27 protein-coding genes are annotated in these 25,699 nt (G+C 43.8%); 14 read left to right on the forward strand and 13 right to left on the reverse strand.

The window, feature by feature from the left end:
* Positions 1-26 precede the first annotated feature (26 nt).
* The 11 genes from dapA to EMP01_RS05975 all read left to right on the forward strand — a co-directional run bounded on the left by dapA (position 27) and on the right by EMP01_RS05975 (position 10,971).
* A complete protein-coding gene (gene dapA, locus EMP01_RS05925) occupies positions 27-896 on the forward strand; it encodes a 4-hydroxy-tetrahydrodipicolinate synthase (protein WP_202615996.1) in 870 nt (289 codons plus the stop codon).
* Between the two features lie 23 nt (positions 897-919).
* Positions 920-1,699 (forward strand): CDP-diacylglycerol--serine O-phosphatidyltransferase, encoded by a 780-nt coding sequence (gene pssA / locus EMP01_RS05930; RefSeq protein ID WP_129020546.1) that lies wholly within the window; start codon positions 920-922, stop codon positions 1,697-1,699.
* A gap of 27 nt (positions 1,700-1,726) precedes the next feature.
* On the forward strand, positions 1,727-1,978 hold the full coding sequence (gene purS / locus EMP01_RS05935) for a phosphoribosylformylglycinamidine synthase subunit PurS (RefSeq protein WP_129020547.1): 252 nt from the start codon (positions 1,727-1,729) through the stop codon (positions 1,976-1,978).
* 10 nt (positions 1,979-1,988) lie between these two features.
* Positions 1,989-2,717, forward strand: a complete 729-nt coding sequence (gene rsmI / locus EMP01_RS05940) for a 16S rRNA (cytidine(1402)-2'-O)-methyltransferase (RefSeq protein ID WP_129020548.1) — start codon at positions 1,989-1,991, stop codon at positions 2,715-2,717.
* 24 nt (positions 2,718-2,741) lie between these two features.
* Positions 2,742-3,401, forward strand: a complete 660-nt coding sequence (locus EMP01_RS05945; protein WP_129020549.1) for an OmpH family outer membrane protein — start codon at positions 2,742-2,744, stop codon at positions 3,399-3,401.
* Between the two features lie 83 nt (positions 3,402-3,484).
* A complete protein-coding gene (locus tag EMP01_RS05950) occupies positions 3,485-4,723 on the forward strand; it encodes a pyridoxal phosphate-dependent decarboxylase family protein (RefSeq protein ID WP_129020550.1) in 1,239 nt (412 codons plus the stop codon).
* A gap of 1 nt (position 4,724) precedes the next feature.
* Positions 4,725-5,351: an HAD family hydrolase gene (locus EMP01_RS05955; RefSeq protein WP_129020551.1), complete on the forward strand. Its 627-nt coding sequence runs from the start codon at positions 4,725-4,727 to the stop codon at positions 5,349-5,351.
* A 29-nt stretch (positions 5,352-5,380) separates the two neighbouring features.
* Complete coding sequence (meaB, locus tag EMP01_RS05960; protein ID WP_202615997.1) at positions 5,381-6,370, forward strand: methylmalonyl Co-A mutase-associated GTPase MeaB; 990 nt, start codon at positions 5,381-5,383, stop codon at positions 6,368-6,370.
* Positions 6,371-6,439: 69 nt separating this feature from the next.
* Positions 6,440-7,063 carry a 7-carboxy-7-deazaguanine synthase QueE gene (locus tag EMP01_RS05965; protein ID WP_237559480.1) on the forward strand — a complete coding sequence of 208 codons (624 nt, stop codon included), beginning with the start codon at positions 6,440-6,442 and terminating at the stop codon, positions 7,061-7,063.
* Positions 7,064-7,067: 4 nt separating this feature from the next.
* Positions 7,068-7,862, forward strand: a complete 795-nt coding sequence (locus tag EMP01_RS05970; protein ID WP_129020553.1) for an undecaprenyl-diphosphate phosphatase — start codon at positions 7,068-7,070, stop codon at positions 7,860-7,862.
* Positions 7,863-7,950: 88 nt separating this feature from the next.
* Positions 7,951-10,971: a VIT domain-containing protein gene (locus tag EMP01_RS05975; RefSeq protein ID WP_129020554.1), complete on the forward strand. Its 3,021-nt coding sequence runs from the start codon at positions 7,951-7,953 to the stop codon at positions 10,969-10,971.
* A 36-nt stretch (positions 10,972-11,007) separates the two neighbouring features.
* Here the strand turns inward: EMP01_RS05975 and EMP01_RS05980 are convergent, their stop codons facing one another.
* The 4 genes from EMP01_RS05980 to EMP01_RS05995 form a co-directional block, all read right to left on the reverse strand.
* Positions 11,008-11,931 (reverse strand): MauE/DoxX family redox-associated membrane protein, encoded by a 924-nt coding sequence (locus EMP01_RS05980; RefSeq protein ID WP_129020555.1) that lies wholly within the window; start codon positions 11,929-11,931, stop codon positions 11,008-11,010.
* An 86-nt stretch (positions 11,932-12,017) separates the two neighbouring features.
* Complete coding sequence (locus EMP01_RS05985) at positions 12,018-12,527, reverse strand: hypothetical protein (protein ID WP_129020556.1); 510 nt, start codon at positions 12,525-12,527, stop codon at positions 12,018-12,020.
* 68 nt (positions 12,528-12,595) lie between these two features.
* Complete coding sequence (locus EMP01_RS05990) at positions 12,596-13,546, reverse strand: NAD(P)H-dependent flavin oxidoreductase (protein ID WP_129020557.1); 951 nt, start codon at positions 13,544-13,546, stop codon at positions 12,596-12,598.
* Between the two features lie 27 nt (positions 13,547-13,573).
* Complete coding sequence (locus tag EMP01_RS05995; protein ID WP_129020558.1) at positions 13,574-14,572, reverse strand: sugar phosphate nucleotidyltransferase; 999 nt, start codon at positions 14,570-14,572, stop codon at positions 13,574-13,576.
* Between the two features lie 135 nt (positions 14,573-14,707).
* Here EMP01_RS05995 and EMP01_RS06000 point away from each other — a divergent pair, with 135 nt between their 5' ends.
* Positions 14,708-14,971, forward strand: a complete 264-nt coding sequence (locus EMP01_RS06000) for a GlsB/YeaQ/YmgE family stress response membrane protein (protein WP_129020559.1) — start codon at positions 14,708-14,710, stop codon at positions 14,969-14,971.
* Positions 14,972-15,015: 44 nt separating this feature from the next.
* Here EMP01_RS06000 and EMP01_RS06005 read toward each other — a convergent pair whose 3' ends face one another.
* The 8 genes from EMP01_RS06005 to EMP01_RS15780 form a co-directional block, all read right to left on the reverse strand.
* Complete coding sequence (locus EMP01_RS06005; protein ID WP_129020560.1) at positions 15,016-15,408, reverse strand: SET domain-containing protein-lysine N-methyltransferase; 393 nt, start codon at positions 15,406-15,408, stop codon at positions 15,016-15,018.
* A 69-nt stretch (positions 15,409-15,477) separates the two neighbouring features.
* Positions 15,478-16,722, reverse strand: coding sequence for an ATP-dependent Clp protease ATP-binding subunit ClpX (gene clpX / locus EMP01_RS06010; RefSeq protein ID WP_129020561.1), 1,245 nt, complete (start codon positions 16,720-16,722; stop codon positions 15,478-15,480).
* 38 nt (positions 16,723-16,760) lie between these two features.
* Positions 16,761-17,150, reverse strand: coding sequence for an HIT family protein (locus EMP01_RS06015; RefSeq protein ID WP_129020562.1), 390 nt, complete (start codon positions 17,148-17,150; stop codon positions 16,761-16,763).
* A gap of 6 nt (positions 17,151-17,156) precedes the next feature.
* Positions 17,157-17,630, reverse strand: a complete 474-nt coding sequence (locus EMP01_RS06020) for a hypothetical protein (protein ID WP_129020563.1) — start codon at positions 17,628-17,630, stop codon at positions 17,157-17,159.
* Positions 17,631-17,642: 12 nt separating this feature from the next.
* Positions 17,643-18,116, reverse strand: coding sequence for a transcription elongation factor GreA (gene greA / locus EMP01_RS06025; protein WP_129020564.1), 474 nt, complete (start codon positions 18,114-18,116; stop codon positions 17,643-17,645).
* A gap of 113 nt (positions 18,117-18,229) precedes the next feature.
* Complete coding sequence (locus tag EMP01_RS06030; protein ID WP_129020565.1) at positions 18,230-19,171, reverse strand: NAD(P)-dependent oxidoreductase; 942 nt, start codon at positions 19,169-19,171, stop codon at positions 18,230-18,232.
* Complete coding sequence (gene rsmA / locus EMP01_RS06035) at positions 19,168-19,926, reverse strand: 16S rRNA (adenine(1518)-N(6)/adenine(1519)-N(6))-dimethyltransferase RsmA (protein WP_129020566.1); 759 nt, start codon at positions 19,924-19,926, stop codon at positions 19,168-19,170. The genes EMP01_RS06030 and rsmA overlap by 4 nt, the downstream gene beginning before the upstream one ends.
* A 94-nt stretch (positions 19,927-20,020) precedes the next feature.
* Positions 20,021-21,718, reverse strand: a complete 1,698-nt coding sequence (locus tag EMP01_RS15780; protein ID WP_129020567.1) for an OmpA family protein — start codon at positions 21,716-21,718, stop codon at positions 20,021-20,023.
* 279 nt (positions 21,719-21,997) lie between these two features.
* Between EMP01_RS15780 and EMP01_RS06045 the strand changes: the two genes are divergently transcribed.
* Together EMP01_RS06045 and EMP01_RS06050 are read left to right on the forward strand one after the other, a co-directional pair.
* Positions 21,998-22,960, forward strand: a complete 963-nt coding sequence (locus EMP01_RS06045) for a polyprenyl synthetase family protein (RefSeq protein WP_129020568.1) — start codon at positions 21,998-22,000, stop codon at positions 22,958-22,960.
* A 26-nt stretch (positions 22,961-22,986) separates the two neighbouring features.
* Positions 22,987-23,796 (forward strand): OmpA/MotB family protein, encoded by an 810-nt coding sequence (locus EMP01_RS06050; protein ID WP_129020569.1) that lies wholly within the window; start codon positions 22,987-22,989, stop codon positions 23,794-23,796.
* A gap of 57 nt (positions 23,797-23,853) precedes the next feature.
* Here the strand turns inward: EMP01_RS06050 and EMP01_RS06055 are convergent, their stop codons facing one another.
* Positions 23,854-25,410, reverse strand: a complete 1,557-nt coding sequence (locus EMP01_RS06055; protein WP_129020570.1) for an Rne/Rng family ribonuclease — start codon at positions 25,408-25,410, stop codon at positions 23,854-23,856.
* Positions 25,411-25,699: the final 289 nt, after the last annotated feature.

The following is a 25,699-nucleotide window of genomic DNA, read 5'->3' on the forward strand; positions in this document are numbered from 1 at the left end:
AAAAACCATACCCAATTTATTATTAAATGATGTTTAAAGGTACAGGTGTAGCATTAGTCACACCTTTTAAAAAAGACCAATCTGTTGATTTTGACGCATTACGCAAACTGGTAGACTTCACTATCGATGGCGGTGTAGATTTCCTGGTAGCCTTAGGTACTACCGCAGAGACACCTACATTGACCAAGGCAGAGAAGCTGGAAGTATTAGATTGTATCCTGAAACATAATAATAAACGAAAGCCTGTTGTATTAGGCCTGGGTTCCAATAACACACAAGAGCTGCTGGAAAGCCTCAGCCATTACCCGATGCAGGATGTAGACGGTATCCTGAGCGTGGTTCCTTATTATAACAAACCTTCTCAGGAAGGATTGTTCCAGCATTTCAGCGCATTGGCAGAAGCAACTGACAAACCGATCATCCTGTACAATGTACCGGGCAGAACGGTTGCCAATATGTTGCCTGCTACTACTTTGCGTCTGGCCAATAAATACAAACACATCGTTGCGATCAAAGAAGCCAGTGGCAATATGGCGCAATGTATGGAACTGGTGCAAGGTGCGCCCGACCACTTCGCTGTTTTATCTGGCGATGATAACCTGATCGTGCCACAACTGTCTATCGGTTTCCACGGAGTGATCTCCGTAGCGGCAAACAGCTTCCCGGTAGATTTCTGTGCTATGGTGAATGCCGGAATACAAGAAGACTTCGTTACTGCGCGTAAGCTGCACTACAAATTACTGAAGGGTATTGACCTGCTGTTTGCAGAAGGTAATCCGACCGGTGTAAAATATGTTTTACACAAGTCTGGTCTTATGGAAAACGTATTGCGCCTGCCTTTAATTGCAGCCAGCGAAAGCCTGAGTCAGCAACTGGACCAATATCTCAACGCTTAACCCAATCAAGAAGCTTTCTTTAGATGAAGCATTTGCCTAATATCCTTACTTTATGTAACCTGGTTTGCGGCTGTGTCGCCGTTACCTTTATCCTGGGTGCATATCCCGAACTGAAAACAGTAACAGGGGAAACATTCTTCCCGGTTATGGGGGCACACAAACTGGTGTACGGTAGCATATTTATCTTGCTGGCCGCACTGTTTGATGTACTGGACGGACTGGCCGCACGTGCCTTAAATGCCCAGTCTCCGATCGGTAAGGACCTGGATTCACTGGCAGATGTAGTCTCTTTCGGAGTAGCGCCTGCAATGATTGTATACCAGTTATTATGGATGGCCCTGATGTCAGAACCTAAAGCAATGAGCGTAAGTCCGCTGGCTACTCTGCCTGCTTTCCTGCTGCCTTGCTTCGGTGCCCTGAGACTGGCCCGCTTCAATCAAAACAATAAAGCACAGTCTGCATACTTTAGCGGTATGCCTATCCCGGCTGCAGGTATTATGGTCGCTTTACTGCCCCTGATCCTGGCTTATGGAGAAGGCAGCATCATCGGCCTGTTCAGCAATAAATGGATGCTGTATGCACTGGTTGCTCTATTGAGTTTCCTTATGGTGAGCAAAATTAAGTTCTTAAAATGGAAAGCACCGGCACAGGGCATTATCGCCTGGTGGCCGCATATACTCATTGTACTGACCGCCGTGATCGGATACTTCATCGTTGGTTATAGTGCATTGCTCCTGGCATTTGCAGTATATATTATTGCCTCTATGCTGTACAAGTATCCAGAAAACAAACAATTAGCTTAATATTTTTATACATATTTTTATTTTATTATGAAATTCACTGCACAAATTACGGTAATGCCTTTAAAAGAATTATTAGACCCTCAAGGTAAAGCAGTTACTGAGAGCCTGCACAAATTAGGTCTGAGTGGTCTGGATAATGTTAGAGTAGGTAAACACATTACCCTGCAAGTAGAAGCTGCTTCTGAAGCAGAAGCAAAAGCAAACACTGAAGAAGCATGTAAGAAATTACTGGTAAATGCGGTAATGGAATCTTACGAATATACACTGACTGCAATTTAATTCGAACCGGATGAAGTTGTACCTGGTACCCACACCTGTAGGCAATCTCGGCGATATAACCATGAGAGCACTGGAGGTACTGAAAGGAGCCGATGCGATTTTATGTGAGGATACCCGTACCAGTGGTAAACTGATGAAACTTTATGAGATTCAGAAGCCACTATACAGCTATCATCAGCATAATGAGCATAAGGTGACTGAGGGGCTTGTGCAGCAGCTCAAAGCCGGTAAGACCTTTGCGCTGGTCACCGACGCCGGAACACCTGCGATCTCCGATCCGGGCTTCTTCCTCGTCAGAGCTTGTATACAGGAAAATATACCGGTTGAATGCCTGCCCGGAGCAACGGCTTTTGTGCCTGCGCTCGCCGTGTCTGGCCTGCCTACAAACCGTTTCTCTTTTGAAGGGTTTCTGCCTCAGAAAAAGGGCAGAAAAACAATGCTGGAAAAGCTGCAGACGGAAGAGCGCACCATGGTGCTCTACGAATCCCCGCATCGGCTGGTCAAATGCCTTGAAGAACTGAAAGCCCATCTGGGCGCAGATCGTCAGGCATCAGTAAGCCGCGAGCTGAGCAAAATGTTTGAAGATACCCGCAGGGGTACGCTGGAAGAACTGATTGCTTTTTATACACAGCACCCTGCCAAAGGCGAAATCGTAATTGTAGTTGCCGGTAAGCCGGAGAAGGAAAAGAAGGCAAAGTATGCCCACCTCGAAGAGGAAGATGAAGACGATGATGAATAGTGAAACAATAATAAATCTACTATCATGAATAAAATAAAATGGAGTCTTGGTACAGTAGCGATTGCATGCAGCGTATTATTCGCAGCCTGTAACAGAGATCAGAAAAAAGCGGACGCGGCACCAAAAGCCAATACAGAACAAGCTGCAGGAAATAATGCAGGTCTGAAACTGGCTTATGTAAACGGGGATACCCTGAATGCGAATTACATTTTCCTGAAAGAGCAGAAAGCCGCTTACGAAAAAAAGCAGAATGCCTTTGAAAATGAAATGCAGCAGAAAGAGAAAGCCCTGCAGGCAGAAGCAATGGCCTTCCAGAAAAAAATTCAGGCAGGAACAATGAGTCAGGCTGAAGGTGAGGCTACACAAAAGCGCCTTGGTCAGCAGCAGCAGGCTTTAGAGCAGCGCCACCAGACCATTACTGCTCAGCTCATGAAAGAGCAAACAGAAATCCAGGATGAGTTCCAGAAGCGCTTAGACGCCTTCCTGGAAAAATTCAACAAGGAAAAAAAGTATGATTTCATATTTACTTATTCCAAAGCCGGTGGTCAGATACTGTATGCCAACAAAGCATTAGATATCACCAAAGAGGTACTGGATGCCATGAATGCAGAGAGCGGTAGTATACCTGCAGAATCCGCTTCAAATAATCCTTTATTAAAAGCCGGAGCAGATGCTCAAAAATAATTTTCAGATCGCCATCCATAAAGGGTGGCGATTTTTTTATCATTCCTTTTTGAAAATCTATCTTTGCAGCCTAAATAATAATAATGAAGTACTGGAAAAAGCTGAGTCATGAGCAACAGGATGCCCGCATCACCGAAGCACTGGCAGAAAATATTGATTATAGTAAAAGAGTATCGCTCGGTGTACCGGCCTCAAAACTGGACGGACAAGTGTTCTACGATAAAGCCAGCTTCCTTAAAGATGCGCCGCTATTGCGTACAGTAGTACAGAATCCCAATCATATCGGTTGCCATACCCTTACCGATTCAGAACCATTCTTTAACGGTACCCAGGAGATAGAGCGTGAGCTGATCGAAACCCTGGCGGTAGATATGTTTGGCGCTGAAGTAAACAGCTGTGATGGCTATGTAGCCACCGGCGGTACGGAAGCCAATATCCAGGCCATATGGATGTACCGCAACCTGTTCATGCAGGAATATGATGCGCAGCTCTCTGAGATTGCTATTCTGGCCTCCTCTGATACCCACTACTCCGTAGTGAAAGGCTCTAACCTGCTCAGCATTGCTTATTACAGTGTACCGGTAGATGATCAGACCCGTATTGTCGTTCCGGAATTGCTGGACAGCACCATTCAAAAAGCCATTGCAGCAGGAATCAAGTATGTGATTGTGTTGAACAATATGGGCACCACCATGTTCGGCTCTATCGACAATCCCGATGTGTATGCACAATACCTGCAACAATATAATATTCCATTCAAACTGCACCTGGACGGGGCTTTTGGCGGATTTATATACCCGACTTCCGATCCCGATCATAACCTGAATTTTAAGAACCCTCATGTATCCTCCATTACCCTGGATGCACATAAAATGCTACAGGCGCCTTACGGTACCGGTATATTCCTGTCCCGTAAAGACCTGATGAAGTATGTCTTCACCAAAGAGGCCAGCTATGTGCATGGTATGGATATCACCCTATGCGGCAGCCGTTCGGGTGCCAACGCGATTGCAGTATGGATGATCCTGTATAACTATGGTCCTTACGGATGGCTGGAAAAGATCAATACTTTACTATACCGTACCGACTGGTGTTGCCAGCAGCTGGATGCCATGAATGTAACTTACTATCGTCATCCTAAAATGAATATCATTACCATTCGTGCAGCACATGTGCCAGTGGCTATTGCAGAACAGTTCCTGCTGGTGCCGGATAGTCATGGTGATGCCGTAAACTGGTATAAGATTGTGGTGATGGATCACGTACAGATCGAGCACCTGCAGGAATTTATCGATGCCTTAAAAGCAGCTGAAAAAGGATAATATGGAAAATATTAAACACATTATATTCGACCTGGGCGGCGTGCTCATCAATATCGATTATAACCGTACTGCCGAAGCTTTTAAAGCCTTAGGCGTTACTGACTTTGATGATCGCTATTCACAGGCCGCACAGACCGATCTTTTTTCCGATTTTGAAACCGGTAAGATAGATGAGGCCGAATTTGTAAAGGCCTTACAGGAATGGACAGGCACACACATCAGCCACCAGCAGATACTGGATGCCTGGAATGAGATGCTGCTGGACATTCCGCTGCGCAGGCTACAGATATTGCAGCAACTGCAGTTGCATTATGATATAGTATTATTAAGCAATACCAACGAAACGCATGAGCGTGCTTTCAATAAAATATTGAAGGAAGTCTGTGGTTTTGATAACCTCGGCGTATTCTTTGATAAAGTATTTTACAGCCATCGCATTGGTATGCGTAAACCGAATGCAGATATCTTCCAGCATGTTCTGGATTATACCGGCTTCGACCCGGCGCATACTTTATTCCTGGACGACAGCTTCCAGCATATAGAAGGGGCCCGCGCAGCGGGGATCCAGACAATATGGATGGAACCGGGTATGACGATGGAAGAAACCATATTCCGCCCCAAACAATAAGTACTATATTTGTTCTGCATACCAACATCTTGAGACGCGCATTACCCGACATACACGTATTAAAAGAAGGCATACTGGCAGGCGATATCGCCCTGCTCAGCCGTGCTATTACCCTCGTCGAGTCAACTAACCCACAGCACCAGGTGCTGGCGGCACAGCTGATCGATGAGATACTGCCGTATTCCGGAAAATCGCTGCGCATAGGCATCACCGGTGTGCCAGGTGTAGGTAAGAGTACCTTCATCGAATCTTTTGGAATGCATCTGATCGCCGAAGGCCGGAAGCTTGCCGTACTGGCCATCGATCCCAGCAGCAATATAAGCAAAGGAAGTATACTCGGGGATAAGACCCGTATGGAGCAACTCTCGGTGCATCCTCATGCATATATACGCCCTTCATCGGCCAGTGGCAGTCTCGGAGGGGTAACCTATAAAACGCGGGAAACAACACTGCTTTGTGAAGCCGCAGGCTTTGATACCATTATTGTAGAAACAGTAGGGGTAGGCCAGAGCGAGACCGAAGTAAGCCAGATCACCGACTTCTTTCTCCTGCTGATGCTGGCCGGTGCCGGAGATGAATTGCAGGGCATCAAAAGAGGCATCATGGAAATGGCCGATGGAATGGTCATCACTAAAGCAGATGGAGACAATATACATAAGGCCAAAGCCGCCCGCAGTGAGTATGCCAGAGCCTTACACTTTATGCCACCCAATGCCTCGGGTTGGATACCGGAAGTGAAAATCTGCTCCTCGTACGAAAATGCCGGAATTGCGGAAGTGGCAGCCATGATCGATAAATTTCATCATCACCAGGTTTCCAATGGCCATTTTGAACAAAAGCGCAGCAACCAGAACCTGTTTGCCTTTCGTCAGTTACTGAATGAGGGACTGTTTCGCCGCCTGCTGGCACAGCATGGGGTGCAGGACCATATTCATCAACTGGAGGCCCGCGTACTTAATCATACCCTCAGCCCCTATACCGCAGTACACCAGGTATTGCAGCATCTTTCCCTCGGTTAGTCTTTACGATTATTTTATCGCTTGGTCAGCACGATATGTTTTATCTTTGCGCACAAGTTTTAATGAATTATGTCTGTTGCAACCGATTATTTAGCCGTTCAATACCCAGTAATGGAGCACTTCTACACCCTGCAGGGTGAGGGAGCCTATGCGGGGCATGCCGCTTATTTTATTCGCCTTGGAGGATGTGATGTTGGCTGTGTGTGGTGCGACGTAAAAGAAAGCTGGGACGCTGATGTGCATCCTAAAATGAGCGTAGCAGCAATCGTAGCAGCGGCAAGTGCATACCCGGGCCGTATCGCCGTTATTACCGGTGGTGAACCCTCCATGTATGATCTGGCCCCCTTAACTACTGGTCTTAAAGCCGCTGGTTTCAGAACACATATCGAAACCTCTGCCTCATCTCCTTTAAGCGGAGATTTTGACTGGGTTACTTTATCGCCTAAAAAATTCAAAGCACCATTGCCGGAGAATATGTCCTGGGCTCATGAACTGAAAATTGTAGTCTTTAATAAACATGATTTTCAATGGGCAGAAACCTATGCCGCACTGGTACCGGAATCCTGTAAGCTGTACCTGCAAACGGAATGGGATAAAAGAGAGCAAATGACCCCGGAAATCCTGGAATATATTCGCCAGCATCCGCAATGGTCCCTATCTTTACAAACACACAAATACTTAAACATACCTTAGTTTTATGAATTATCTGCAGGCCATTATCCTGGCGATCATCGAAGGACTGACCGAGTTTTTACCGGTATCTTCAACAGGACATATGATCATTGCCAGCTCCATAATGGGATTACAGCCTACGGCATTTACCAAACTGTTCCTGATCGTTATACAGTTGGGTACGATCCTTTCCGTACTGGCCTTATATTACAAGCGTTTCTTCCGTTCGGTATCTTTTTACATCAAGCTGATTGTAGCGGCGATACCAGCCTCTATACTGGGTGTATTGCTGAATGATCAGATAGACCAATGGCTGGAAAGCCCTACCATGGTGGCGGTAATGCTGGTACTGGGCGGTATTATATTGCTGTTTGTAGATAAATGGTTCAATAAACCGGTCATTGAAGATTCAGATAATATCTCTTATAAGCAAGCATTCATCATAGGTGTATACCAGTGTCTGGCCCTGATTCCAGGTACCTCACGTTCTGCCAGCACTATTGTAGGTGCCATGACGCAGAAGCTGACCCGTAAAGCAGCCGCAGAGTTTTCTTTCTTCCTGGCCCTGCCTATGATGTTCGGCGCCTCGCTGATCAAAATGCTGAAATTCTTTAAAGAAGGCAATACCTTCACTCCGGAAGAGATCAAGCTGCTTGTTGTAGGTAATGTAGTCGGATTTGTGGTGGCGATTATTGCCATCAAAGGCTTTATCAGCCTGCTTACCCGTCACGGTTTTAAAGCCTTTGGCTGGTACCGCATCATCCTCGGACTGGCTATCCTGATCCTGATCTTCAGTGGTCATGAATTGAACATTCTTTAAAACGTATAAAAATATTTTCAGAAAAAAGGTTTCCATTCTTTATGGAAATCTTTTTTTATGTACATCTTAGGAGTATAAATCCTATTGTATGATACGCCAACTCCTCTTATGCTGCCTGCTGCTTTGCACCACATTCATTGCGCGCGCCCAGCATCCCACCCTTGCCCTCTCCGATGGGTCGCATGATGTACAGCTCGATAAAGTGTCTGTAGACATCAATATTGTAGGCAATATTGCCACCACGCAAATGACCCTTACCTTCCTGAACAAGAGCGATCGTACGCTGGAAGGAACCCTTACATTTCCTATGCCGCAAGGCGTTACCGTCAGTGGCTTTGCCCTGGATATAAATGGTAAAATGCGCCAGGCAGTACCGGTTTCAAAGGCCAAGGCTACAGAAGTGTTTGAAAGTATTGAGAACCGCAGGGTAGACCCCGGCTTGCTGGAACAGGTAGAGGGAAATAATTTCCGTACCCGCATTTATCCATTCCTGCCACATGCCAGTCGCACTATCATTATTACTTATGAAGAGGTATTGAAGCTGGACAGCCGCTACCAGTTACGATATCACCTGCCTCTGGACTATGCACAACCCGTCGCCAGTTTTGACCTCAAAGCGACTGTGACTGCCAGCACGGCGAAACCAGTATTGGCAGAGCAGCCCGATGGTAGTTTCTCCTTTACCCAGACCGGGCCCTCTTATATAGCACAACTGCATAAAACATCATTTCAGCCACGTCGTGCCCTGACCATTAATCTGCCCAAAGAGATCAATACAGTTGAGGCCTTATATGCACCCAATACAGATAATTCGGCCTACTTTGTCATCAACGATTACAGGAAAGCGCAGTTTAAACAAAAGCAATGGTCTTCAAAGATTGACCTGATCTGGGATGTATCTTTAAGTGGCCTGGAACGGAATCATGAAAAAGAACTACAGGTCCTTGATTTGTTTTTTAAACAGCAGCCCAATGCCATTGTGGACCTTAAGCTGCTGAATCACCGCCTGGTTAATTCCGGCACCTATGCCATTCAAAATGGTAACTGGTCTGCATTGAGAAAGAAATTGCAAGCCCTGGTATACGACGGGGCCACTGATTTCAGCGTACTGAATAAGGCTTATATCCTGGATAAGAATAACAGAGACGTGCTATTGTTTACCGATGGTATGAGTACTTATGGTCCGCAGGCAGGCCGTATTCCTACCAGCTTCTTTACTTTTATTGCAGCGCAGAAAGCCGACTTTGTAGCCATGCAGCAGTTGAGCAGCGGTGGTAAACTCATAAACCTGAACACGGCTACAGTAGCCGATGCCGTGGCACAGATCAACACTATATATTACCGCTTTATGGGCATAGAGCAGGCCAATGTGTCTGAGGTATACCCGGTACGCAATACAGAGGTATCCGGACATATGGTTATTACAGGTTTGCTCCCTGCAAATATGCATGAGGTAACACTCTTGTATGGCTGGGATGGCAAGGTGACCGAGCGCAGAAAAGTAGTGCTGCAACGCAGTAATAATACAGCTCTGAACATACATAAGTTGTGGGCACAGCAAAAGATAGATGCCCTAAATGGAGATTATAAACAAAATGCAGCTACTATAACGGAACTGGCACAGCAGTTCGGAATTGTAACCCGCAATACCAGCCTGATGGTTCTGGAAGAAGTGGCAGACTATGTACGCTATAACATTACCCCGCCGCAGGAATTGATGGAAGAGTATCTGCGTCTGAAAAAAGAATCAGCCGTAGCAGAGGAGGAACGCATGAATGATCTGCTGAACCGCTCTGTAGAGATGACCAGCCAGTTGAAAACCTGGTGGCAGACCATATTTACCGCACAGAAAAGGTATCCTCAACCGGCTGCAAATCCAGAAATGGCAAGGGCTGCAGCGGTAGAAGTGGTAGAAGACCGTATGGTAGATAAGTCCGTTTCATCGGCTCATGATGTGGAGTACCAGCTGGCACCGGCAGCAAGTGCAAGACCGGCTGCAGAGGCGGTAATGAAGAAAGAAGCTGAAGAAAGCAATACTTTGCAATTTACCGATCCGGTTACCCAGGAAAGTAATTTTACGACCAGTGCTGCCACAACGTATAACTGGACTGCAACGGACAGTACTGCGACAGATGGTATTGATATTGCCGCCAGTGATGCTGCTGCAGAAGCCACTATTGCGGATGATGGGTATGGATCGGAAACCGTAGTGCCGGTATCTGACGAACCGTATATGCAGGCGCTGAAAAGCAGTAAACAACCTTATGCAACTTACCTGCGTGAAAGAAAACAATACCAGGATAAAGCAACCTTCTATTATAATGTGGCCCAGTATTTCTATAAAAGAAAATCGGTTGATACGGCTATACAGATCCTGAGTAATATCGCCGAGCTGAATATTGAAGATGCACCCCTGATGAAAATACTGGTGTATAAGCTGAAAGAATGGAAGCAGTATGAAAAAGAATTATGGTGTGCCGGCAAAGTACTGGAATGGCGTCCTATGGACTTACAGAGCCACCGTGACTATGCCCTGGCAATGGAAGACAATGGACGCTACCAGGAAGCTCTGGATGCCTTGTATGGCATATTGCAGGGTAGCTACAGCCCGGAAGCAGCCGATCGTGATGCAGGAGTGGAAGAGATCCTGGTTATGGAAATTAACCGCCTGATCAGCCTGCATAAAGGACAACTAAATACTAAGCATATCCGCAAAGAACTGATCCAGGAACTGCCGGTAGATATACGGGTAGTGATTAACTGGAATCACCTGAATACGGACATTGACCTTTGGGTTACGCAACCTAATGGCGAGCGTTGTATGTATAATACCCCTACAACCTCTGCCGGAGGCCGCATCAGCAACGACTTTACCAATGGTTACGGACCAGAGCAGTTCTTACTGAAAAAAGCCATAAAAGGGAAATATACTATAGAGACCAATTACTTTGGAGAATCCCGTTTTGTATTGAGCGGTGCAACTACTGTAATGGCAGAAGTCTATCTCTATTACGCATCAGGAAAAGAACAACGGAAGGTGATTACGGTACAGATGAGTGAAGCCGGACATACACAGGACGGAGCACTGATCGGGACATTCACCTTCTAAACAATAAAGGCTGCACTGAGTGCAGCCTTTATTGTTTTAATTCGATTTAATCCATAACTGGAATTCCTTCTGATTCAGATCCGGTACATTGAGTTTCTTTACAATCGCAGAATCATTAACCCAGTACATAGCAGGTACAAATAGGCCCGCTATATCGCGGAATGGTTTCTGCTCCAGGAAGCTGTAAGGGATATTTGTCGCTTTAGTATCTTCCAGGAAATCGTTGAGCATAGTATTGCGGGTACTATCCACCTCAGGGTCCATAAACACCAGTTGAATAGGCAGTGTGCTATCTGCTTTTTTCATAGCACTAAGGCTGCGGGCGGCATCACGGCAATGAGAACAGGTCATACTCAGGAAGCCAACAAAATGTTTACCATGTCGTAAATCGGCTTGCGGAATATGTTTCGCCTGTGGTCCGTATAATTTGGATACCGGAATATGCTTCAGTTGTGCAGGGAAGATTACGAATGGCACTGCAATGATTACCGGCACTACGAGCAGGCTGGTAATCTGCTGCCAGGTACTACGCTCCGGTTTGGAAGTATACTTCCACAGCAGACCGAACAAGATCAGCAGTACTATATTTTTCAGTATAGAGGCCAGGGGAGTCATAGGAACCATGCTGCCCATACAGCCACAGTTTACATCATTACCCGCATTGAAATACAGTATAGTCAGGTGAATGGTAAACAGGATCAGCAGCCAGAACGAGGCCCTGATTACCCATTTGCGACTACCATAAATATTTAACAGCAGCAGTAGACCCAGAGCTGCTTCCAGCCCTATAAAAAAGCGGGCCGCATACACCGATACCAGCTGTGGTACATACAGCTGCGAGTGGATCGTGTATTCAAAATGCTGGATCGGCTGGGTTTTGGTAAATGCAGAAAAGATAAAGAAACAGCCTAATAAAGAAGATAGCAGGAAGATCAGGAACTGTTTTACACTATATTTCATAACTCAATAATTAAGGATAGGTACGAAAATAAAACCGATATTCTGTAAATAGAATATCGGTTTGTCTATAAAACGTTAAATATTGTTTATTGAATATCAAATGTACCTTCTGTCAGTACTATTTTGTTAGATGTATTACCCACCTCAGCTACTGCTGTATTGAAGGTTCCTACATAACTACCGGTAGTCGTTACATGATAGTTTGCATTGGTCGTATTGCTGGTATAATTCGTTGCATAACCGTCAACCATGATGGTGTATACAACTTGTACATTACCACCTACCGGATATTTTTTATTACCGTCGTAGTTGCTGATGGTGAATCCTACGCTTCTGAAGTTTTTGTCATCACGTTCAAAACCATATTGAATACCGGTTACTGTCAGGGTTTTTACGCCGTTTACATCTGTCAGTGTTGCAGATTGTTGTTCTGCTATAAACATGTCGCCGTCAATCTTACATTTGAATGTGCCTTTGAAAGGATTGTTTGTAACAGGCTCTTGAACGTCAGGTGTTGCATCATAATCTTTCTGACAAGAAACAAATGAAAAGCATAAAGCCAGTAGCAGCGCTGATAATTTGAAAATTTGTTTCATAATGATTTATAGCGTTTATGTATATGTAAGAGGTAAAGATAATTATTACAAAAGTAATTTCAAAACATTTATGGTTTAAAAAATGGCTGTGCCGCAGCATCGCGGAACTCCTGCCAGATCTGGCTCACAATCTTGCCGGCTGGCATAATATCCTGTATCATGCTACTCACCTGTCCTATCTCCAGCTCTCCTTCTTCCATATCTCCTTCAAACATTCCTTTCTTTGCCCTTGCGCGCCCCAGGATCTGTTCCAGTTGCTCCAGTGTTGCCCCTTCGCCTTCTGCACGGGAAACTTCCTGGTAGAACTTGTTTTTGAGCAATCTTACAGGGGTGTGTTTTTTGAGTGATAATTGTGTGTCTCCTTCCTGTGCAGTGATTACCGCCTGTTTGAAACTTGCATGACTACTGGCCTCTTCACTGCATACAAATCTGCTGCCGATCTGAACGCCTTCTGCGCCCAGTACCATTGCAGCCATCATGCTGCGACCACTACCGATACCCCCTGCTGCGATCAGTGGAATATCAATGGCTTTGCGCACATTAGGGATCAGGCACAGGGTGGTGGTCTCTTCCCTACCGTTATGTCCGCCGGCTTCGAAACCCTCGGCTACAACAGCATCTACACCTGCATCCTGGCTCTTAAGTGCAAACTTGGCACTGGATACCACATGTACTACCGTAATGCCCGCATCTTTCAGCATTGGGGTCCATGTTTTTGGATTACCGGCTGAGGTAAATACGATAGGCACTTTTGCTTCAATAATATGTTTGATATGCTGATCAATATCCGGGTATAATAAAGGCAGGTTAACGCCAAAAGGCTTGTCTGTAGCCGCTTTACACTTGTCCAGATGTTCCTTCAATATTTCGGGGTACATACTTCCTGCACCGATAAGGCCCAGTCCGCCGGCATTACTTACTGCCGAGGCCAGGCGCCAGCCCGATGCCCAGATCATACCGGCTTGTATAATAGGGTATTCAATCTGGAACAATTGGGTAATTCTGTTGTCTGTTAACATAAATCTGCTGCGTAAAAAATGATATGATTATTTGCCGAAATCGATATCTGTATTGTCACCGATATTCAGGCTCTGGCTCATGCCCCTTACAAAGGCATCACTACCAATAATAGAAGATTTGAGTACCACTTCTTCCAGTACAGCAAAGGACCCTATAATAGAGTTGCTGACAATAGAAGAATTGATGGTGGAATGCTCACCGATAGTTGCATTGGGACCAATGATCGAGTTCTCGATCTTACAGCCTTCTGCAATACTAACAGGAGGTAGAATTACGGTATTGGGAAACTGGTAATTGTACGTCAGGCTGCCCTTCTGACCTTTCAGCAAGATCGCATTGGTCTCCAGCAAAGTTTCCTTCTTACCACAGTCAAACCAGTTATTAACCTTAAAAGATTTGAACACTGCACCATCATCGATCATGAGCTGCAAGGCTTCTGTAAGATGGTATTCGCCATCTATAGTACCGATGTTATGCTCTATACAATAGTCAAGTGTTTTGTATAGCGATTGTGATTCTTTGATCTTGAAGACACCTACCAATGCCATATTTGATTTAGGGATCAGCGGTTTCTCCACCAGTCTGAAGACTGTTCTGTCATCCCCGATTTCTGCTACCCCGAACGAACGAGGATCATCTACCCTCCTGACACCGATTTCGGAATGCGGGCTATTGATAATGGCCTTGATATCATAATCACAGATTGTATCTCCGTACACAATAAAGATTTCATCATCATTGACGATGTCTTTGGTAAGCCAAATGGCATGGCCCGTACCTTTACGGTCATTTTGTGTTACGAAATGGCATTTCAGCTCAGGGTATTTCTTGTTGATATAATCCTGGATTTTATCGCCGAGGTACCCGATCACAAAAATAAATTCATGGATTCCGTTTTCCAGTAGCTGTTCAACAATAACACTTAAGATCGTTTTCCCGGCTATAGGGATTAAAGCTTTGGGCTGTGTATATGTGTGCGGGCGTAATTTGGTGCCTGCTCCAGCCAGAGGGATGATCGCTTTCATCGGATGTTAATTGATACTGCAAAATAAGTTAATTGCCCGGCTCAAAAAAGTTATTTTATGATTTCTTAAAAAAGATTAATGCCAAAAAATTATATCTTTAAGATGAATTTAATCACACTTTAAAAACAAAACACTATGAGTAACATTATTTTTTGGATCATTTTCGGAGGTATAGCGGGCGTAATTGCCAAATGGATCATGCCTGGTAAGAACGAGCCCCAGGGGTGTCTTATCACCATCATCCTGGGTATTGTAGGTGCCCTGGTCGGAGGCTTTATCGGAAATTTATTATGGGGGTCTACCGGTGTTACTGGCTTTGGCGTTAAAAGTTTTGCCTTAGCAGTAGGTGGCGCATTGATAGTACTCTGGATATATGGCAGGTTTGCCGGCAAACGCTAGGTATATAAAGTAATAATACAATAATACAGTGTGCAGTGTCATATTTAATGAGCATCAAACCATAGTGGCCTGGCATCATCCCAATCGCCATTATAGTTAATCAGCAATTCCTCATTAGCATTGATGCTGCGCACTGTTCTTATCATGATGATCTGCTGTTCGAAATCCATGTAATACTCACAATTGGAACTATAGCTATGATTGTACATAGAGATGTAGCCCCATGCAGCACAACACAGTTCATTATTTTCACCCCACTCAAATATATAATCATGCAGCGGTGTCTGATCCAGCAGTTTGCGGTCTGCACCACTCATAGCCAGTACAGGAGATATTTCTATAATTACATTTTCGGGTAAGTCTTCAGAGGTATATACACCTCTCCCTTTGGTACTCGTCTGATCTATATACAGGCATTCCGCTATCTGTAATTGCATATATTCTTCTTTTAAGCAACAAAATGCATACCGTTATGATATGCATTTTGCCATGATTTTAAATATTGATTAGCCCGCAGTGCGTAAGACATCCAGCTTACCGCGGTCCAGTTTTTCCTTTGCATATTCCAGCGTAATGGTGAATAATCCATTATGCTCTGCAGATGGTAATTCATACATAGCATCGGTCAGGATCATTTCACAGATCGTTCTTAAACCACGGCCACCCAGTTTGTATGTGTGTGCCTTATCTACCATATACTCCAATGCATCGTCATCTACTTTCAGATCTATGTTCTCATATTCAAACAAACGCTTGTATTGTCTGATGAGTGCATTCTTAGGTTCTGTAAGGATGCGCTTTAAAGCAGGTTTGTCTAATGGATTCAGATAGGTAACTACAGGTAAACGACCCAGTAATTCCGGGATCAGTCCGAATGCCCTCAGATCCTGTGCATTTACATATTGCAGCAGATTGCTTCTGTCCAGTTTATTCTTTTCTTCTGTGCTTTTAAAACCTATAGCGCTGGTTTCGATACGACGTGAAATCATTTTGTCGATACCTTCAAACGCTCCGCCACAGATAAACAGGATATTTTGTGTGTTGATCTTCACCATTTTCTGATCGGGGTGCTTGCGGCCGCCTTGTGGTGGCACCAGTACTTCCGAACCTTCCAGTAATTTCAACAGTGATTGCTGCACGCCCTCACCACTTACATCTCTGGTAATGGATGGATTATCACTTTTACGACCGATCTTATCGATCTCATCAATGTACACAATACCTTTCTCAGCTGCCGTTACATCGTAGTCGCAAGCCTGTAACAGACGGGTCAGGATACTTTCTACGTCCTCTCCCACATAACCTGCTTGTGTAAACACAGTAGCATCGGCGATGGCAAACGGAACCTGTAAAATACGGGCCACTGTTTTGGCCAGCAGGGTCTTACCAGTACCGGTTTCGCCCACCATGATGATATTTGATTTTTCAATCTCCACATCATCAGTAGTTACATGCTTTAATCGCTTGTAGTGATTATACATGGCTACTGCCATTACTTTCTTAGCATCGTCCTGGCCGATAATATACTGGTCCAGGAAATTGGTAATTTCTTTGGGCTTCAGAATTTTATGCTGATTAATGTCGTACTGTGCGGATACACTCTTTTTTGCTTCCGGCTTGTCATTAATCATATTGCTGGCCTGCTGTATACAATCGTCACAGATATTTCCCTGAACACCTGTGATGAGCAGTCCTACTTCCTGTTCACTCCTTCCACAAAAAGAGCAGGACTGGCCATTTTTTTTTGCCATAATTTAATTAGTCAGTTTTATGAATACTTTACTTGGGATTAAAGGTGTGCCAGGATTTTTTCCTGTACCATCTTCAGCTCCTCATTACTTAATTTCAGCTTTTCGTTGGTGAAATTGATGTCGTCTGCATTATTGATCGGCAGCAGGTGCATATGTGCATGCGGTACTTCAATACCGATCACACTCATGCCGCAACGATTGCAGGGAAATGCTTTTTCAATAGCCAACGCAATTGGTTTTGCAAAGTTCAGCCATTTAGACAGAATATCTGCATCTACATCCCATATTTTATCAGTTTCCTTTTTAGGAACCACCAATACATGTCCCTCTTTTAAAGGGAATATATCCAGGAATGCATAAAAATCATTGTCTTCCGCTATTTTAAAGCTTGGGATCTCACCTGCAATAATCTTAGTGAATATGGACATATGCGATTAGAATTTAAAAATTACGCTATCATTACCTGTCCCATTATAGGGTGCAGTCTGTATAGCCTTTTTATAATTATTGATCTGAACCCAGTAAATGATCCAGCAGACAATGGCTGCAATACCGGATAAGAAACCAAGCAAGGGCACAACGGTTGTACACCTGAGTACGCTCATTGCAATACCGGTTCCATTGGACGGGTTGGCCTCTGAAAGCGGGAATAACCTCACCTTTGATTCCTTAAGAATGGATTCAGACAGATTGTTTACTACAATGAATGACCATACCAGGTTGAAAACAGGAATGAGCAGCAGCCAGGTGTTATTAGGTGCCATGGTCATGTTCTGTTCTGAAATGGCTTTGAATGTATTTCTTAATGTAAGAATGTACAGGATATTAACCAATAAGTACACTGCCACAATGCCGATAAGTATCAGCACAATGGTTACATCAAAACTATCCCGGTATATCAGGCCCATTAACAGTATATATTAGATTCCGATTTCTTCGATTCTGAATTGCAGTTTTCCGGCAGGCACATCGATATCAGCGATTTCGCCTACGGCTTTACCCAGTAAGCCTCTTCCGATAGGGGAGGTTACAGAGATCTTGCCGGCTTTAAGGTCGGCTTCTTTTTCTGATACTAAATGATACTCTACCAGTTTTTTGGTTTTCATATTTGTAATCTTAACCTTGCTCAGTACGGATACTTTACTCAGGTCCAGATCTTTTGTATCAATTACTCTGCTATTGGCAATAATACTTTCCAGCTTGGCGATTTTGGCCTCATGAAGGCCCTGAGCCTCTTTGGCCGCATCATATTCAGCATTTTCTTTCAAGTCGCCTTTTTCGCGTGCTTCAGCAATAGCTTGTGCTATTTCTGATCTACCCGCGGTTTTTAATTCGGCAAGCTCTCCTCTCATTAGCTCCAGGCTTTCTTTCGTAACATAGTTTACCGTTGACATAATAATCAATTTTTAGGTTATTACATAAAAATAAAACACACAATGTACCCGATAGTTGCGAGATACATTGCGTGCATTAACTATAGCGAAGTTAAGGCTTTACAATCAATTGATCAAATTATAAATCCTAATTTTTTCTTTAATGTAAGACACATTTTAGTGTTGGCATCATAGGTATAACCGCCTATATGTGCGGTGCCTATAAAGTTGGGCATATGCAGCATTTCCATAGCTATAGCAAACATCTTATCATCCATTTTGCTGATAGGCTCTTTTTCCCATACATCAAGGGCAGCACCAACAATTTTACCACGGAGTAATCCATCATAGACAGCATATTGCTCCGCTACTTCGCCTCTTGATAAATTAAGCAGGGTGAACGGATGTTGCATACGATTACAAAACTCCTGGTTGAAGTAATGATGGGTAGCCTTTGTATACGGAACGTGAAAGCTGATCATAGTAGCCTCCTGGTATATTTGCTCAAGGTCGGTACACCATATAATTCCGGGATTGGGTGGATAATCTTTAGTTTCAATATCGAAGCCCAGTACCTTTACCCCCATTGCGGTCAGCTTTTGTGCAAAGCGGTAACCATTATTGCCCATACCGATAATACCGGCCGTTGTGCCTTCTATCTCAAAGCCACGGTTAGCGTCCCTTAGCCAGATGTCCTGGCGCAGTTCTGTATGTGACTTTACAATGCGGTGCTGCAATGCCAGGTACATACCCAGGGCCTGTTCTGCTACGGCATTGGCATTCCCTTCCGGGCTGCTGATGCAGATGATATTACGGCTTTTGGCATAGGCTACATCTATATGTTCCATACCGCTGCCCATACGGCCTATCCAGTGCAGGTTTTCAGCCTTTTCCAGCAAAGGCTGATCAAACTTTATTTTGGTGGAGGTAATGATACCCGTATAGTCCTGAATACACTGCGAGAGTTGCTCATAATCGAGCGAAAAGCCTTCTTCCAGTGTATACCCCTTCTCCAGGAGGAAATCAGACAGTACCGGTTCTATTTTAGTGATAAGCAATACGCGTTTCACACTCATTTTTTAAAGTATTGATTGTACATCGCAACAAATTCTGCTACAGAAAGCTGTTCTGCACGTTTATTGAATATTTCATCGCCCAATTGTTCAGGAGCAATCAAAGGTCTTAACGCATTACGCAGTGTTTTTCGTCTTTGTCCGAATGCAGTTTTAACCATTTTCTGAAACTTAGGAAACTGGTCAATCTGGTATTTGTTGCCGGCATTCTTCAACCTGATCACTCCTGATTTAACTTTAGGAGGAGGGGTGAAGCAATTCTCATGCACATCAAACAGGTAAGTAACATCAAAGTATGCTTGTATCAATACACTGAGTATGCCATAATCTTTCTTCCCGGATGCAGCGGCTACGCGCAGTGCAACCTCCTTCTGGAACATACCAATTACCTCATCGACCTGGTCATGCCAGTCCAGTACCTTAAACAGGATCTGGGAAGAGATATTATAAGGGAAGTTACCGACCAAGGAGAACTTACCCTCAAAAGGTACAGTAGATTTCAGAAAATCGATATGGATCAGTTTGTCGGTTATGGCCGGGTAAGTTGCCTTCAGATAATTCACCTTATCATCGTCAATCTCAATAGCCTTGTAATGGATATTTGGAATCTCTAGCAAGTACTTGGACAGTGCGCCGCCGCCGGGTCCTACTTCTACAAGATTTAAACCTTCACTGAGGGTAACCTGGTCTACAATTTTAAGGCACATGTTTTCATCATGCAGGAAGTGCTGACCCAGGCTTTTCTTTAAAATATACATATATGAAGATTAGTGTACAAAAGTAAGCATAAAAAGAAAGCCCGCATTGCTGCGGGCTTTCTTTTTATGATCTAAAGTATGGTTAACTTAAGAATTATTTGCTTGTACCCAGGTGTGGGTGTGGAGGAGCTACAGAAGATGGACCTTCTTCGCCTTCGTTAGCTGAACGATACATAACAGAGTTGATATCGCCAGTAGCACCAGAGTATTGGAAGATGAAACGGTCACGGCTGATGTTTTGAGTTTCAGTCATGTACTCGATTACATTGTTTACGCGGTCCCAAGCACGTTGTTGTTGTACTTTAGAAGCACCAGCGTTACCCATTACTACCACTTTACAAGAAGGGTTAGCGTTCATCTGAGCAGCTAAGTTAGCCAGTTGGCTTTGAGCAGCTGGAGACAGACGAGCAGAGTTGCTAGAGAACATTACAGAACCTGCACCGATAGAACCACAAGATTTAGTATCTGTACCACAACCATCTGGACAAGGGCATTTACCAACACCATCAGCATCAACTGGTTGACAGTAAGTAGGAGTGATTAATTCTTTATCCATGTAATCAGGAACGCCATCACCATCAGTATCCAGAGGACAACCAGTAGCGTCAACTTTTACGCCAGCTTGAGTATCAGGACATTTGTCGAATTGGTTAGCAACACCGTCTTTATCATCATCAGCCAGAACTGGATCAGGCAGCATCATGTGACGAGGAGCAGCCATTTCGTTGTAGATATGATCCATTGGATTAACCCACCATAATGGTTGTACGTTTCTTTTCTTGTTACCCAGGTTGAAACCTAAACCAACAGAAGCATAGTTAATCAGATCTTTATCATTGTTCTGCAAGATTGGGCTTTCAGTTGCATCTAAGATGTCCAGACCAGTCCAAGTGATTTTATCTTCGAATTGTAAAGATACGCGATCACCTAATTTGAATTGGATACCCATACCACCAACTAACGCAGGAACTAAACCCCATGTTTTGTCGCCGATGTCAAATTTAGCCTGACCTTTGTTCGTTAAGTTAGCGCGGTTAGCGTCAACATAAGTCGCATCTTTCAGTGCTTTTTTGTATTCTTTCTGAGCATCTGTAGTTAATACGCCATTTGCGTCAACTGGCCAGCCAGCGAAATCAAATGGAGTACCGTTAGCTTGCATGTTACCAACTTGTGTGTTCCACAGTAAAGCACCAGCACCCGCAAAACCGTAGAAGCTGAATGCATTCTTAGCTTTGTGGAAACGGATGTTGTTAGTAGCAGCAACAACTTGTAAAGTTAACTCATGTGCACGGTATTTGTAGTTGTTATAAACCAGAGCACCTGGGTTAGTGTTGTACGCACCCCAAGAAGTACCTGCATTAACAGCCTCACGACCACGGTAGTCAATACCTTGAGCGTTTTGGAAGTTATACTGTAAACGACCAGAGAAAGTGTATCCGAAAGCTTTACGCAGAGATGCGCCGAAGCCCATAGCGTTAAACGGATTAGTTGCAGTCCAAGGCATTTTGTCCGTAACGTCAGAGAATAAGTTTTGTGTACCAACGCTTACGCCTAATTCCCACATGTTACGTGGTTTTGCAGGGAAGCCGTATTGATAGTTTAAATATTGGCGTTGTTGTTCCATTCTGCTTTTAGGAACATACGCGGTGTCTAATACATCATATACTTGACCACGGTAAGTCATGTCTCTACCGCCCCAAGATGATGATTGTTGTGTTTCTTGCGCAAAGGCCGGTTGTAAAGCCATTGCCGAACACAAACCTGCTAACAAGATGTACTTTTTGTTTACCATAACGAGATTTGTTTATTAACGTTTTTAGTTTTTATTTCTAAGTATTGCGACAAAGGTATATTCTATTTCGAGAAAAAAAAAATAAATACCTGAATTTATGGCATATTCGTCTATTTTTTCAATTTGATAACAATCAGGGTATAACTGCATTTTGGACTTGTTATTTGTTATCAGACTTGTTATAAATACATAAATTTAAATGTGATCAGAACTTATACATCGCTTTCCTGAAATAATAAGTACCTTAGCCGGACATTTTAATGAAGATATAATATTCGAATGAAATTAGCCAAAAAAGTAATTGAGGAAGAGCTGAAAATATTTGAAGAGCACTTCGCTCAGAGTATGAAAAGTGGAAAAGGCTTGCTCGACCGTATCATGAGTTTTATCATTAAGCGTAAAGGGAAACAAATGAGACCAATGTTTGTTTTTCTGGCAGCGAAAGTGGCTGGTGGTACTGATGAGCGCACTTTTCGGGCAGCATCACTTATTGAATTGTTACATACGGCTACCCTGGTACATGATGATGTAGTGGATGAGGCTAATATGCGCAGGGGCTTTTTTTCAATCAATGCTTTATGGAAAAATAAGGTGGCTGTATTGGTAGGGGACTACCTGTTATCTAAGGGCTTATTGCTTTCTGTTGAGCATGGTGATTACCCCATTCTTAAAATTGTATCTAAGGCAGTGAAGGAAATGAGTGAAGGGGAACTGCTGCAGATAGAAAAGACACGTAAACTGGATATTAAAGAAGATATTTATTTTGAGATCATACGCAGCAAAACAGCCTCATTGCTGGCTGCTGCCTGTAGTGCGGGTGCATGGTCTGTTACAGAGAACGAAGCAGAAGCCGAGAAAATGCGCCAGTTTGGCGAGAAACTGGGAATTAGTTTCCAGATAAAGGACGATCTGTTTGACTATGGTCATGATAATATTGGTAAGCCTACGGGAATAGATATCCGGGAGAAGAAAATGACCCTTCCCTTGATTTACACTTTGCAGACTGCAGAGGAAACTACAAGACGTAAGATAATATATATAGTTAAGAACCAGAATACGCAAAAAGATAAGGTTGAGGAAGTCATTGGATTGGTGAAGCAGCATGGTGGAATTGAATATGCCAAGACTAAAATGGAGGCCTATCAAAAAGAGGCACTGGACATATTACATAGTTTCCCGCCGTCAGAAGCGAGAGACGCTATGGAAGATCTGGTTGCTTATGTGACCAGCCGTAAATATTAAAACATCTAAATACCATATTGCTTATAATGAAAAATATTGCAAAACCACTAATTGCCGCTGCCGCTTTACTTACGCTCAATACACAATATAGTTGTGTGTCCAGTAAGAAGTACAAAGATGCTAATGCAACTATTGCTTCTCTGCGTAATCGTAACAAAGATTTGAACACCAATATTGACAACCTCAGAGACCGGCTTGAATTAATGGAGTCGGCCAATAATAGCGCTGCCCAGGAAATCCAGGATAAGGAGTCGACCATTAGTGCGAAACAGTCTGAGCTGGATGCCAAACAGGCAGAGATTGCTGCTCAACAGGAAAGGCTGCGCACCCTGCAGGAATTGATTGATAAGCAGAAGGCCAAGACAGAAGAACTGAAAAACAAAATGTCTGAGGCATTGAAGGGATTCAAGGCCAGTGAACTGACTGTATCTCAGAAAAACGGTAAGGTGTATGTAAGCCTCCAGGAAAGTCTTTTGTTCCCATCGGGTAGTGCTGTAGTAAATACCGGAGCCAAGAATGCTTTGTCAAAACTTGCTGAAGTATTAAATGCCAATCCGGATATTACTATCGCTGTAGAAGGACATACCGATTCCATTCCTATCCGTTTGAAATTTGAAGATAACTGGGCACTTAGCGTGGCCCGTGCAACAGCTATCGTAAGGGTACTGACCAATGATTATAAAATTGATCCGGAGCGGATCATCGCCAGTGGCCGTAGCCAATACTTCCCGGTTGCCGGCAATGAGAGTCCTGAAGGCAGGGCTTTGAACCGTAGAACGGAGATCATTCTGGAGCCTAAGCTGGATGCACTATATAATATTATAGAACAACAATAAGCTTATAAAAAATAGACCTGCCATATGGCAGGTCTATTTTTTATAAGCTTATTCCATTTACAGTTTTATGAAATCATCGGTTTGGGTATCGATGAATTTGTATTGTGTAATCGGGAAGTCATTATTAGGTTTGATCTTCAGCCAGATCTTGTGTTTGCGATACCATTTCCATTGAAGTGATTTCCAGAAGCCGCCATACTTAATATATGACTGCAACATCGGGTGACACATAATGGCCAGGTTTTTATGTCCCTGGTTGATCAGGTATTGCACATCTTTAGCCACCTCATCAGTAATCAGTATAGAAGGTTCGATCTTACCGCTGCCTTTGCAGGTAGGACAAACTTCCGTTGTATTGATATTGATTTCCGGGCGCAGGCGCTGACGGGTCAGCTGCATCAGTCCGAATTTAGAGATGGGCAGTACTGTATTTCGGGCTCTGTCTTTAGTCATAAACTTAGACATTGCATCATGCAGTATCTTGCGGTTCTCTGGTAACTTCAGGTCAATAAAGTCGATGATAATAATACCGCCCAAGTCTCTCAATCTTAACTGGCGGGCAATTTCTTCTGCAGCTTCCAGGTTTGTCTTTAATGCACTTTCTTCCTGGTTGCTGTCTGCTGCACGGGTACCGCTGTTTACATCAATCACATGCATCGCTTCTGTATGCTCAATGATCAGGTAGGCACCACTGTTCAGGTTAACGGTTTTACCAAAAGAGGCCTTTACCTGGCGGGTAATGCCAAAGGAGTCAAAGATCGGTTGGTCCTGGTGATAAAACTGCACAATCTCTTCCTTTTCAGGAGCGATCTTCGCAATATAGTCACGGGTATCGTTCAATATTCCTTTATCATTAACCACTACTTTCGAGAAACTGTCATTCAGCAGATCGCGCAGGATAGAAGTCGTTTTGGCTTTCTCGCTCAGGATACGCTGTGTCGGAACAGCACCTTTCAGGTTATTCTGAATATTCTGCCAGGTACTGGCCAGGTCAGAAAGATCGGAATGGAGTTCAGCTGTATTCTTTCCTTCAGCAGCAGTACGTACGATAACACCAAAGTTTTTAGGCTTGATGCTCTCTACGATTTTCTGCAAACGTTTTCTTTCTTCAGCAGAATGTATTTTGCGGGAGATAGATACGAAGTTGTTGAAAGGAGTCAATACAACGAAACGCCCCGGAAGTGAAAGTTCGCAGCTTAAGCGGGGTCCTTTGGAGGAAATAGGTTCTTTTAGAATCTGTACCAGTATTTCAGGTTTCGGGTTGAATACATCCGTAATCTTACCGGTTTTCAGAATCTCATCTTCGTTTTTGAAATTACCGAAATCAAAGCCGTTTGGATTCGTGTCGAATCGGGCCTGATGGGTAAATTTGATTAGTGAGCGCACATAAGGGCTCAGATCGGTATAATGGAGAAATGCGTCTTTCTCGTAGCCAACATCTACAAATGCGGCATTAAGGCCTGGCATCAGTTTTTTGACCTTACCAAGATATAAATCGCCTACGGCAAAGGCAGTATTGCTTTGCTCGTAATGTAATTCTACAAGTTTTTTATCCTCTAACAACGCTATTGCTACTCCGTTATCCGATGAATCGATAATCATTTCTTTGTTCATGAGTGATATCTTTTACATCGAACCCCAGGCGTTTGCACCAACTGGGTTCCGGCATTCTCCTCACTTATGGATACTAAGTACCGTACAACAGGTTTCTGACAAAGGCAGAGTCAGAAGAAATGCCGTCGGCATAATTAAGTTCGGGAAAGCAATTTAATGAATCTTACAATACAAAACAGTACCATAGTACCAGCCCTGTATAACTTACACAGCTGTGGCAATTAATGCCGGGTGCTGTGGGTTACAGACCGGGAATTAGCATACGGTACAAATAAGAATACAGATACCC

Origin of the sequence: Edaphocola flava (assembly GCF_004118155.1) — a bacterium.
Taxonomy (GTDB): Bacteria; Bacteroidota; Bacteroidia; order Chitinophagales; family Chitinophagaceae; genus Edaphocola; species Edaphocola flava.